At 70.8% G+C, this 12,483-nt stretch carries 7 protein-coding genes; 3 read left to right on the forward strand and 4 right to left on the reverse strand.

Annotated elements, in window-relative coordinates; all coding sequences use genetic code 11:
• Window positions 1-214 precede the first annotated feature (214 nt).
• Both ACTWPP_RS24975 and ACTWPP_RS24980 read left to right on the forward strand, forming a co-directional pair.
• The gene (locus ACTWPP_RS24975) at window positions 215-1,888 is read left to right on the forward strand and encodes a serine/threonine-protein kinase (protein WP_443106773.1); all 1,674 of its coding nucleotides are present in this window, start codon (window positions 215-217) and stop codon (window positions 1,886-1,888) included.
• 241 nt (window positions 1,889-2,129) lie between these two features.
• Window positions 2,130-7,004 carry an NAD-glutamate dehydrogenase gene (locus ACTWPP_RS24980; protein ID WP_443106774.1) on the forward strand — a complete coding sequence of 1,625 codons (4,875 nt, stop codon included), beginning with the start codon at window positions 2,130-2,132 and terminating at the stop codon, window positions 7,002-7,004.
• A 221-nt stretch (window positions 7,005-7,225) separates the two neighbouring features.
• Here ACTWPP_RS24980 and ACTWPP_RS24985 read toward each other — a convergent pair whose 3' ends face one another.
• From ACTWPP_RS24985 to prfB, 3 genes are all read right to left on the reverse strand, one after another.
• On the reverse strand, window positions 7,226-8,137 hold the full coding sequence (locus tag ACTWPP_RS24985; protein WP_443106775.1) for a hypothetical protein: 912 nt from the start codon (window positions 8,135-8,137) through the stop codon (window positions 7,226-7,228).
• A 314-nt stretch (window positions 8,138-8,451) separates the two neighbouring features.
• Window positions 8,452-9,432, reverse strand: a complete 981-nt coding sequence (locus ACTWPP_RS24990; RefSeq protein ID WP_443106776.1) for a hypothetical protein — start codon at window positions 9,430-9,432, stop codon at window positions 8,452-8,454.
• Between the two features lie 319 nt (window positions 9,433-9,751).
• Window positions 9,752-10,861, reverse strand: a complete 1,110-nt coding sequence (prfB, locus tag ACTWPP_RS24995) for a peptide chain release factor 2 (protein WP_443106777.1) — start codon at window positions 10,859-10,861, stop codon at window positions 9,752-9,754.
• Between the two features lie 208 nt (window positions 10,862-11,069).
• Between prfB and ACTWPP_RS25000 the strand changes: the two genes are divergently transcribed.
• Window positions 11,070-12,128 carry a hypothetical protein gene (locus ACTWPP_RS25000; RefSeq protein ID WP_443106778.1) on the forward strand — a complete coding sequence of 353 codons (1,059 nt, stop codon included), beginning with the start codon at window positions 11,070-11,072 and terminating at the stop codon, window positions 12,126-12,128.
• 73 nt (window positions 12,129-12,201) lie between these two features.
• Here the strand turns inward: ACTWPP_RS25000 and ACTWPP_RS25005 are convergent, their stop codons facing one another.
• Window positions 12,202-12,387 carry a hypothetical protein gene (locus ACTWPP_RS25005; RefSeq protein WP_443106779.1) on the reverse strand — a complete coding sequence of 62 codons (186 nt, stop codon included), beginning with the start codon at window positions 12,385-12,387 and terminating at the stop codon, window positions 12,202-12,204.
• Between the last annotated feature and the right edge of the window lie 96 nt (window positions 12,388-12,483).

Below are 12,483 nucleotides of genomic sequence, written 5' to 3' on the forward strand. Positions count from 1 at the left end.
TGTGTGACACGTTGGCCGGCTATACCGCTGGGGTATGTGACGGCATTAGGGTTGGTCCCCCGGCCAAACGTGTCCGAACGGAAGCGGTGGGTCAGATCACGCCGTATTAGCGCATGACCGGGTGAACTTCCCTTGGGTCTCGGGCGTCACACTGTCGGAGGGTGATCTGGACCCATGGCAGGGCCCGTCGATCAAGAGAGGGACGGTTCGACGCATGGAGGTAGGGGCGCTGCGGTCCGGTGACCCGGATCGGCTCGGTCCGTACGCCCTGATCGGCCGGGTCGGCGAGGGCGGCCAGGGAACCGTGTTCCTGGGCACCGACGAGGACGGCCGGCAGGTCGCGATCAAGCTGCTGCACGCGGAGCTGACGTCCGACGACAAGGCCCGCTCCCGGTTCCTGCGGGAGCTGGAGGTCGCCAAGCAGGTCGCGCCGTTCTGCACGGCCCAGGTGATCGACGCGGACGCCACCGGCGAGCGGCCCTACATCGTCAGCGAGTACGTCCGCGGCCCGTCGCTGAACCAGCACGTGCTGGGGGACGGCCCGCTCGGCGGCGCGGCGCTGGACCGGCTCGCCGTCGGCACCGCGACGGCGCTGTCGGCGATCCACCAGGCGAAGATCGTCCACCGTGACTTCAAGCCGCACAACGTGCTGATCGGCCCGGACGGCCCGCGGGTCATCGACTTCGGCGTGGCACGGGCGATCAGCGGCGGCACCACCCTCACAAGCCGGGTGATCGGCACCCCGTCCTACATGTCGCCCGAGCAGATCGGCGGCGACGAGGTCGGGACGCCGTCGGACGTGTTCTGCTGGGCGGCCACGCTGGTGTTCGCGGCGACGGGGGAGCCCCCGTTCGGCCAGGACACCATCCCCGCCGTGATCAACCGGATCCTGCACGAGGAGCCCGACCTCGGCGACCTCCGCGGGCCGCTGCGCGAACTGGTGCTCGACTGCCTGGAGAAGGACCCCGCGGACCGGCCGGGCGCGCGGCAGGTCCTGATGCGGCTGCTCGGTCACGAGGAGGCGTCCCCCGCGTCGGCCGGTGCGCCCGCAGCCGCGCCCGCGTCCGGCGGCACCGACGCGACCGCCATGCTCGCCGCCGGTTCCGTCCGGGCCGCGGAACTCGGCGACGACGAGGTGTTCGAACCGGACCCGGTGTTCGGCGACGACCCCGTCTTCGAGGACGAGCCGGCCTTCGGCGACGACCCGGCCTTCGAGGACGAGCCGGCCTTCGAGGACGAGCCCGAGTTCGGGGACCCCGCGGCGCCGGCCGCCTTCCACGGCGCGGCGGCGGACGGCCGGGGCGGCGACGGACGCGACGTCCCCGGCCCGCACGACACCGACCCGAAGGGGTTCGCGGCCGGACCTCTCCCGACGCCCGCGGAATGGGCCGCCGGCAACACCCAGCCCGGCGACCTCGCCGGCGGCGGAGGCGGAGGCGGCCTGCGGCGGAGCCTCGCCGGTTCGAGCCGCCCGGCCGTGCTCGCCGGGGCCGCCGCGCTGTTCGTGGCGATCGTGGTGGTCTCCTCCGTCCTGGTCCTCAGCTCCGGCGACAGGGGCAAGGCGGGGCAGAAGGTCAGCGACCCGAGCGCCCCGCCCGCGTCGTCGTCGGCGCCGAGCACCTCGCCGCCGATGACGAGCGAGGAACCCGTCGAGAAGCAACCGGTCACCCCCTCCTACACCCCGCCGCCGGGGAGCGAGACGCCGACGGAGAGCCCGTCGCCGTCCGCCACCCCCACACCGAGCGAAACGCCGACCGGGCCGACGACGACGCCGACGGACTCGCCGCCGCCGGACGAACCCACCGATCCGGAGGAACCGCCGACCGATCCGGAGGACCCGCCGCCCGGTGACGGCGGCGGCGGATCCGGCGGGGGCACCAACCCCTGACGCCTCCTGAGACGATCGGAACCGGCGCCGCGACGGCGTTCCGGCCATCGCCGCGCGTGTCGTGGGACGCCGCCGCACCGGGTTCGGCGATCCCCCCGGGCGGTGCCGTACGGGCTGGCAGGGTGGGAAAGGCCACGTTGACCTTGCGGCCGGGCAGGTCGGCTTTGCGACGATTCCTGGCTACGCTGGCGCGTGAGCGGCGCCACAACGAGGTGGCGAAGGGTCTCTAGGGGAGTTGTTGATGGGCGGCATGCTCGATCCAGCGAAGGACGACCTGCTCCGGCGGGCCGCGGAGACGTGCGCGGGGCGCCCGGGGGCGCGCGGCGGAGACGTGGAGGAGTCCTTCGCCTACCTCCGGCTCTACTACCGGCACGTCGCCCGGGAGGACCTGGCCGACCGGGATCCGGCCGACGTCTGCGGTCCCGCGCTGGCGCACCGCACGCTCGGCGAGGAACGGCCGCAGGGGCGCGCGAAGGTCCGCGTCTTCACGCCGTCGCTGGAGGAGTACGGCTGGGATCCGGGGCACACGATCGTGCAGGTCGTCACCGACGACATGCCGTTCCTGGTCGACTCGGTGACCATGGAGCTCACCCGGCACCAGCTGGCCACCCACCTGATCGTCCACCCGCTGCTGGGCGTGGACCGCGACGTCGCGGGCCATCTGAAGGCGTTCCGCGGCAAGCTCGAAAGCGACACCGACGTCGACGAGTCGTGGATCCACATCGAGGTGGACCGCACCAGCGACCGGTCCGTCCTGGAGGACCTCGAGCGCGACCTGCTGCGCGTCCTGCAGGACGTGCGGGTCGCCGTCGAGGACGAGCCGAAGATGCGGGCCCGGGCCGGGGAGATCGCCGCCGCGATCCGGGAGACCGCGCCGCCGCTGGCGGACAAGGAGATCGCCGAGGGCGTCGAGCTGCTCGACTGGCTGGCGGACGGCCACTTCACGTTCCTCGGCTACCGCGACTACACGCTGACCGAGGACGGAACCGCGCTGCGTCCCGAGCCGGGCACCGGCTTCGGCCTCCTGCGCAGCGACAAGCGCGAGTCCGACAGCTTCGCCGCGCTGCCGCCCGAGGTGCGCGAGAAGGCGACCGAGAAGCATCTGCTGGTGCTCACCAAGGCGAACTCGCGTTCCACAGTCCACCGCCCCCTGTACCTGGACTACATCGGGGTGAAGAAGTTCGACGCGTCCGGCGCCGTCATCGGCGAGCGGCGGTTCCTCGGCCTGTTCACCCACGTCGCCTACAGCGCCTCGATCGCGCACATCCCCGTCCTGAAGCGCAAGCTGGAAGAGGTACTGGAACTCGCCGGGTTCACCGCCGACAGCTACGACGGCCAGGACCTCGTCGAGATACTGGAGAGCTACCCGCGCGACGAGCTCTTCCAGATCTCCGTCGACGACCTGCTGCCGATCGCGCTCGGCGTGCTGCGGCTGCGTGAGCGCCGCCAGCTGAAGCTGTTCCTGCGCAAGGACCTGTACGGCCGCTACATGTCCTGCATGGTGTACCTGCCGCGCGACCGGTACACCACCAAGGTCCGGCTGCGCATCCAGCAGCTGCTGAAGGAGGCGTTCGAGGGCGTCAGCGTCGACTACAGCGCGAACGTCACCGAGTCGATGCTGGCGCGGCTGCACGTCGTGGTCCGCGGTGAGCGCGGCCGTCCGCTGCCCGACGTGGACGTCGCGGACCTGGAGTCCCGGCTCGCCGCCGCCACCCGCTCCTGGGGCGACGACCTCGGCGACGCGATCGTCGAGCAGTGCGGCGAGGAACGTTCCGGAACGCTCGGCCGCCGGTTCGGGGACGCGTTCCCCGAGGCGTACAAGGCCGACTTCCCGGCCCGCACGGCGGTGGCCGACCTGCGCCGGCTGGAGGAGCTCAGCGGCGACGCCGACGACACCTCCATCAACCTGTACGAGCCGTACAGCGCCGAGCCGGGCGAACGCCGGATGAAGATCTACCGGCTGGGCGAGCCGATCTCGCTGTCGCGGATCCTGCCGCTGCTGCACAACATGGGCGTCGAGCTGATCGACGAGCGTCCGTACGAGATCAACACCTCCGACGGGCAGCGGTTCTGGATCTACGACCTGGGGCTGCGGTACGTGCCGCCCTCCGACGTCCCCGAGGACTCCATCAAGGGCCTGTTCCAGGAGGCGTTCACCCGCCTGTGGGACGGCGAGATCGAGAACGACGGCTTCAACGCCCTCGTCCTGCACGTCGGCCTCCACTGGTGGCAGGCGATGATCCTGCGCGCGTACGCCCTGTACCTGCGGCAGACCGGCACCACGTTCTCCAAGCGCTACATCGAGCAGGTCCTGCTGCGGAACGCGTCCATCACCCGGCTGATCGTCCGGCTGTGGGAGAGCCGCCTCGCCCCGACGATCGCGGGCGGCGAGGACGAGCGCAGCGCCGGCATCACCGAGGAGATCCAGGGCAAGCTCGACGACGTCGCCAGCCTCGACGAGGACCGCATCCTGCGCGCCTACCTGGCGCTCGTCCAGGCGACCCTGCGCACCAACCACTACCAGGCCAAGCCGTACCTGGCGATGAAGTTCGACCCGCAGGCCATCCCGGACCTGCCGGAGCCCCGGCCGACCTACGAGATCTTCGTGTACTCGCCGAAGGTCGAGGGCGTGCACCTGCGGTTCGGGTCGGTGGCGCGCGGCGGGCTGCGCTGGTCCGACCGGCGCGAGGACTTCCGCACCGAGATCCTCGGCCTGGTCAAGGCGCAGGCGGTGAAGAACACCGTGATCGTCCCGGCGGGCGCGAAGGGCGGCTTCGTCGGCAAGCAGCTCCCCGACCCGTCCGTGGACCGGGAGGCGTGGCAGAAGGCCGGCATCGCCTGCTACAAGGACTTCATCTGCGGCCTGCTCGACCTGACCGACAACCTCGTGGACGGCAAGGTCGTCCCGCCGCCGAACGTCGTCCGCCACGACGGCGACGACACCTACATGGTGGTCGCCGCCGACAAGGGCACCGCGACGTTCTCCGACATCGCCAACGGGGTCGCCGCGGAGTACGGCTTCTGGCTCGGTGACGCGTTCGCGTCCGGCGGCTCCGTCGGCTACGACCACAAGGCGATGGGCATCACCGCCCGCGGCGGCTGGGAGTCGGTGAAGTACCACTTCCGCTCCCTCGGCAAGGACATACAGAACGAGGACTTCACCGCCGTCGGCATCGGCGACATGTCCGGGGACGTGTTCGGCAACGGGATGCTGCTGTCCGAGCACACCCGGCTCGTCGCGGCGTTCGACCACCGGCACATCTTCGTCGACCCCGAACCGGACGCCGCGACGTCGTTCGCCGAACGCCGCCGCCTGTTCGAGCTGCAGCGCAGCAGCTGGGCCGACTACGACACGTCGCTGATCTCCAAGGGCGGCGGCGTGTACCCCCGCACCGTCAAGTCGATCGCGGTGACCCCGCAGATCAGCAAGGCCCTCGGCATCGACGACGGCGTGAAGGCCCTCACCCCGTACGAGCTGATCAAGGCCGTCCTCAAGGCGCCGGTCGACCTGCTGTGGAACGGCGGCATCGGCACCTACGTCAAGTCGTCCGCGGAGAACCACGCCGACGTCGGCGACAAGGCCAACGACCCCGTCCGCGTCAACGGCGCCGACCTGCGCTGCCGGGTGGTCGGCGAGGGCGGCAACCTCGGCGTGACGCAGCTCGGCCGCATCGAGTTCGCCCGCGAAGGGGGGCGGCGGGGCGCGGCCACGGGGGCGAGAACAGGCGGCCTGATCAACACCGACTTCATCGACAACTCCGCCGGCGTCGACACCTCCGACCACGAGGTCAACATCAAGATCCTCCTCGATCAGGTGGTGCGGGACGGGGAGCTGACCGGCAAGCAGCGCGAGGGCCTGCTGTACGAGATGACCGACGAGGTCGGACGGCTCGTCCTGCGCGACAACTACGCGCAGAACGTGGTGCTCGCCGCGTCCCGCGCGCAGGCTCCCGCGATGCTGCACATCCACGCCCGCTACCTGCGCAAGCTCGAACGGGAAGGCCGGCTCCTGCGCCGCCTGGAGTTCCTTCCGGACGACAAGGCGCTCGCCGAGCGGCGGCAGTCCGGGCTCGGGCTCACCAGCCCCGAGTTCGCCGTCATGCTGGCCTACGCCAAGCTCGCCCTCGACCACGAGCTCGTCGCCTCCGACCTGGCCGACGACCCGTACCTGGAGTCCTGGCTGGTCGACTACTTCCCGACGCCGCTGCGCGACCGGTTCACGCACTACATGGACCGGCACCCGCTGCGCCGCGAGATCATCACGACCGCCGTGGTGAACGACCTGGTCAACGCCAGCGGCTCCACGTTCGTGTTCCGGATGAACGAGGAGACCGGCGCGTCGTCGTCGGACATCGCCCGCGCCTACCTGGTCGCCCGCGACGTGTTCGGGATGCCGCGGTTCTGGCAGTCGGTGGAGGGCCTCTCGGAGCAGGTCGCGCAGTCCACGCAGATCGCGATGCTGCTGGAGGCGCGCAAGCTCACCGAACGCGGCGCCCGCTGGCTGCTGCACAACCGGCGGCCCCCGTTCGACATCCGCGAGACCATCGACTTCTTCGGCGGCGGCGCGGCCACGCTGCGCACCCACCTGTCGAAGCTGCTGGTCGGGCTGGACCTCGCCGCGTTCGAGCAGCGCCGCGACGGCTTCGCCGAACTGGGCGTCCCCGCCGATCTGGCCGAGCAGTGCGCGACGTTCGTCCCCGCGTTCTCCACGTTCGACCTGGTGGGCATCGCCCACGACACGGGCCGCCCGGTGGAGGAGGTCGCCGAGGTCTACTTCGACCTCGCCGACCGGCTGCAGCTGTCCCGGATGCGCGAACGCATCATCGCGCTGCCACGCGACGACAAGTGGCGTTCGATGGCGCGCTCCGCACTCCGCGACGACCTCTACACGGCGCACGCGGCGCTCACCCAGGACGTCCTGGTCACCAGCGAGCCCGGCTTGAACCCCGAAGAGCGCTTGGTCCACTGGGCGGACAAGAACAAACCCGCCGTCCAGCGCGCCCAGCAGACGCTCAGCGAGATCTGGGAGAGCGACAGCTTCGACCTGGCCACCTTGTCGGTGGCCCTGGGCGCCATCCGCACGCTGGTGACCGCCAGCTCCCTGCCCACCGGCTAGGGGTGTGTGTCTACTGCAGTGCCCGCCGAAGGAGCGCCCTGGAGGGCGCTCTTCGGCGGGCACTGCGTGCGATCGCTGCATCGCTCCGGCTCGCCTTGGCGGCTCGCTGCGCGATCAGGTTTCTCGCAGGCTCGAAACCCGCCTTCGGACGCGATCGCGACGGTTGGGCTTGCTGCGTGGTCGCGGCGGTGGCTGGTGTCGCGGTGTCCGGACCCGGTGCCTCAACGGGCGGAAACGAGGGAGACGGACTCGCCCAGGACACGGCCCTTGCCGGATACGGGGGCGTAGCCGATGATGAGCCACTGCCAGGTTGTGCGCAGCGTCTCGCCCGGGTCGTCGTCGTTCTTCGTCAGGTAGTCGCGGACCTCACCAGGAAGGGTGGACTCGGTGCCGCCGCCGAGGGTCTTCTCCTGCTTCAGCGCGTACCAGACCAGCGCGCCGCCGTCCTCGGTGCGCAGCGCGTAGGACGGGCCGGGGCCGGGTGTGATCGTCCCGGGCGTTGCGGTCCAGTCTCCCTGCTCCCGGGTGCGGGCGTTCGACGAGTAGTCGTCGGGCACCAGGGCGCCCTGGTCGCCGTTCTCCAGGTAGTTCGCGTGCGCGGCGGGCAGACCGCGGTCGGGCGCCGGTATCGCGTACCCCTGCCGGTCGTAGGCGAGCTGCGGAGGCCGTCCCTGGAACGTCAACCAGTGCGCCGCGCGCCAGCGGGTCTTCGCGTCCGTCTTGACGAAGACGCCGAGGACCTGCTGCTCCGTGCCGCCCGACCGCTCCAGCGCGGCGATGCCGAACCACTTGGGGTGGTCGTCCTGGCGGGGGACGTAGAACACCGGGTTCGCCAGGGAGATCTCCGCCGACTTCGGGAGCTTGCCGTAGGTGCGGACGCGGGCGGTCACGGGGGCCTCCAGCGCTCCCGTCACGGTGTCGCGCCAGAGCCGCTCGTCACCGGAGGTGATGGCCTTGTTGTGCCGGTCCGCCCAGTCCTTGAGGACCCTGCGGGACTCCTCCGCCGTGATCGCGGGTTTGCCGGACGGTTCGTTCGCGTCGGCCCCGGCGTCCGTGCCGTCGCCACCGGAGCAGGTGCTCCCGGAGAGCGCGATGGCGAGCGCGGCCAGGGCCGCGTGGGGGGCACGGCGCACGACCCACCTCGGTGGATGAAATGTCTGTCATGTCGGGCTTGCCCGGGTCAGTGTAGACGCACCCACCTCAGCCACCACCGCAACCACCAGAACCATCCCGATCGCGTCCGAAGGCAGGTTTCGAGCGGCGCGAGAACCTGATCGCGCAGCGAGCCACAAGGCGAGCCGGAGCGATGCAGCGATCGCACCGCAGTCCACGCCAGGGAAGGCAATACAACCCGTCGGATGCCGGGGCGGTCCTGCTGCAGCGGTCAGAAGAGCGGGATCGCCCGGCACCCGACGGAGATCAGAAGCCGTGCGGCTGTGCGGTCAGGTCACCGGACGCCCACGGCCTTGCGGTACATGCCGTTGACGGTGGCGCGGCCCTCCGGCGGAACGGTGGCCAGGTACTGCACGAGGACGGTCGTGTCCATCCGCGTTCTGGCGGACCTCGCCGGGGCGAGCCCGACGAGGTCACCGCTCACAGCCAGCCTGCCCCGCCGGGACGCGGAGTACGCCTCGTTCTGCTTCAGGACATACCAGACCAGAGCCCCGCGATCCTTGGTGCGCAGTGCGTGAACCGTGTACGGGGTGGCGGAGAACCTGGACGACAGCGTCACACCCCGTCCCGCCAGGGTCTTCTCGCCCTGCTTCAGCGCCTTGTACGTCTCGCTGGTCCGCGGGCCGTCCGCCAGGACGGACGCGCCCGCCGCGCCGGGCCCTTCGGTCAGCAGCGCCGCGTGCGTCGCGGGCAGCTTCCCGGGCGCGACGGCGAGACCCTTGACCTCCGGGCCGACCGGGGCGGCGAAGCCGTCCGGGTCGAGCGCCACCCGGCTCAGCGCGGCGTCCGCCGGATGGGGATCGGCGGCCAGCAGCCACGGCGCCCCCGCCTTGGCCCGCGTGAACAGCATCGCGTGCCTCACCGCCTGCTTGCCCTGGCCGGTGACGGCGCCGACGGCGAACCAGTGCGGATAGCCGGTCAGCCGCGGGATGTAGAACGCCGTGTCCGTGAACTGCAGCTTCGGCTGTGGCTGCTTGACGGCACGCCGGAGCTTGAGGGCCGCGGCGTCCATGGTCAGCTGCGGGTCGGTCTCGATCGCGCGCAGCGCCCTCCGGTCGAAGCGCCGGCCCGCCCGGTTCGCCGCGTCGGTGTAGGACGCCAGTACCCCCTGGGCCTGTTCCTTGCTCAGCGGAGGCGTCCCCGCCGGCTTCGCCGGGTCGGCGGACGAGGTGTCACCCGAGCATCCCGCGCTCAGCGCCCCCGTGAGCAGGCTGGACGCGAGGAGCAAGGCGACGGAGACGGTGCGTGCGGGCATGCTGCCCCCCGAATGGTGACGGCGATCCGGACCGTCCGCCATCTTCGCAGAGTGACCATACAGTCACGCTGCGAATGTGAAAGCTCACCGCAAGATCTTCTGGGAGGTGTAGATCGCTACGGACGCACCCACATCAGCCACCGCCGCAACCACGCACCCACCAAAACCGTCGCGATCGCGTCCGAAGGCAGGTTTCGAGCGGCGCGAGAAACCTGATCGCGCACCGAGCCGCAAGGCGAGCCGGAGCGATGCAGCGATCGCACGCATTTCCCGCCGAAGGAGGGCCTCCAGGGCCCGACGCCAAGGGAAATGCAATGAACTACGCGGTCTCCTGCTGGCGCATCCAGCGGATCTCGGCCTCGACGAACTCGTCGATGTCGCCGTCCAGGACCGCGGACGGGTTGCCGACCTCGACGCCGGTGCGCAGGTCCTTCACGATCTGGTACGGGTGCAGCACATAGTTGCGGATCTGCGTGCCCCAGCTGCTGGTGCCCTCGCCGCGCAGGGCGGACATCTTCTCCGCCTCCTCCTGGCGCTTGCGCTCCAGGAGCTTGGCCTGCAGGACGTTCATCGCGGTGGCCCTGTTCTGGATCTGGCTGCGCTCGTTCTGGCAGGACACGACGATCCCGGTCGGGACGTGGGTGATCCGCACCGCCGAGTCGGTGGTGTTGACGCCCTGGCCGCCCGGCCCGGACGACCGGTACACGTCCACGCGCAGATCGCTCTCGTCGATGTCGACGTGGTCGCTCTGCTCCACCACCGGGACGACGTCCAGGCCCGCGAACGACGTCTGCCGCCGGCCCTGGTTGTCGAACGGGGAGATCCGGACCAGCCGGTGGGTGCCGTGCTCGCCGCGCAGCGTGCCGTAGGCGTAGGGGGCCTTCACCGTGAACGTCGTGGACTTGATCCCGGCCTCTTCGGCGTAGGACGTCTCGTAGACCTCCGTCGGGTAGTTGTGCCGTTCCGCCCACCGCAGGTACATCCGCTGGAGCTGCTCGGCCCAGTCGGCCGCGTCCACTCCGCCGGCCTGCGCGTTGATGGTGACCAGCGCCTCCCGGGCGTCGTACTCGCCCGACATGAGGGTGCGGACCTCCAACTGCTGGACGGCCTTCCGGAGCGTCACCAGCTCCTCGTCCGCCTCCGTGCGCGTGTCGGCGTCGTCCATCTCCTTGGCCATTTCGTACAGGGTGGCGGCGTCGTCGAGCCGCTGCCGCAGGGCCTCGACCTTCCCCAGCTCGCTTTCCAGGTACGACAGGCGGCGCGTCACCGACTGGGCGCGCTCCTGGTCGTTCCACAGGTCAGGGTCGGCCGACTGCTCGCGCAGCTCGGCGATGTCGCGCCGCATGCCGCCGAGGTCCAGCACCTGCTCGATGCTGGTGAGTGTCGAGCTGAGCTCTTTGAGCTGCTCTTCGGGTTCGATGGCTGCCACGCTCTTGAGCTTATCGTCGTCCGGGCACTGCTCACCGCCGTCCCGCCGGCCGGCGCCGGAGCCGCCTCCGCCGCGTCCCGCCGCGTCCGGGCGCGCCCATCCGCCTCGAACGGGGGCGCACGGCCAATATCATGTGGGTGGCAGAATCACGGGCCGAGGAAGCCGGCCGGAGAGCGGCCGGCGGGGACATCGGTCCGGGGGATGGTCTGTGCACAGGTTCACGCGGGTGATCGCGGTCGGGGTGCTGCTCATCCTGACGGTCGCCGTCGTGGGCTGCGCCGGGGGCAAGACGGAGGCGCGGCCCACCGTCAGCATGCCCACGACGTCCCCGCCCGAGCCGGTCGCGCTGACCCCGGAGGTCGCGGAGCGGGCGTTCCGCGCCTACGTCACCGACGAGGACGTGGCCAGGGCCGCCGGCGACGAGCGTCTGGCGCTGACCTGGACGTCCGACGGCCAGTCCCAGCTCACGGCGGCCGAGTTCCGCAAGGCCGCCTACGACGGCGACCCGGTGCGCCGCTTCGACTATGACGAGCCCGACCTGTACGTCCCGAAGCTGAAGGACGCCGCCTATCCGCAGTGGTTCGTGGTGGCGGTGGACCGCTCCGTCCTCGGCAAGCGCAAGAGCGAGCGCAAGGTGCTGATGGCGTTCGTCCTGCGCGGTCCGTCCGACCATTGGAAGCTCACGTTCGCGACCGTCATGCAGCGGAAGGCGGAGGTGCCGGAGGTCGCGATCGACGACGACGGTTACGCGGAGGCGCTCGGCACCGACGACACGTCCGTCCTGATCCGTCCCCGCGATGTCATCGGCATCCACGCGACGATCGCCGCGGAGGGCGGCGGCAGCGTCGCCGCCAAGGTGATGAAGTCCGGCCCCGTCACCACCGGCTTCTACAAGGACGCCAAGCGTGACAAGAAGGAGGCGAAGGAGGAGGACCTGACGCTCCAGGTCGTCCACACGGCCACGCCCTTCCCCTACTTCGGGCTCCGGACGGAGAACGGCGGCGGCCTGATCGTCTACTCGCTGTTCCGCAACACCTCCCTCATCGCCGAGGACCCGGAGACGCCCAAGCCGGAGATCCCGAAGGAGGCGGAGCACCTGCTCGACGGCACCGTCGAGGGGAACCAGGTCGACACGGCCGCGACCCTGCACTTCGCGGCGTACGACCCCCCGCGCGTCGAGAAGGGCAAGCAGCCGAAGGCGCACGTCATCGCCGACGAGGGCGCGATCTCCAAAGCCTCCACCCCGCCGCTCAAGAAGGAGCCCTAGCGCTCTCGACGGCCCGCTCCCCCGGCGGCGCGCTCCCCAGCGGCGCGCTCCTCAGCGGGGAGCCGGCTGTGGTTCAGCCGTAGACGCGCTGCAGCACCAGCGCCGCGAACAGCAGGGCGACGAGCGCCGCGAGAACGAGGGCGGGCGAGCCGGACAGGCCGTGGCGGTGCAGCTCCGACCGAGCCTCCCGGCACGTGGGGCAGCGCCCCTCCACGACCGGGTTCGAGCACCGAGCGCAGATCAGATGTTCGCAGCTCATGTGGTGGGCCCCAATCTCCGAGAACGGCACGCGGGTCCGTGCGGGGAAGCGTCGAGCTGTTCGCTGTCCGTCGACCTATTAGGTATCTTTCGCCAT

Source organism: Actinomadura sp. 3N407 (genome assembly GCF_052245875.1).
Lineage (GTDB): Bacteria > Actinomycetota > Actinomycetes > Streptosporangiales > Streptosporangiaceae > Spirillospora.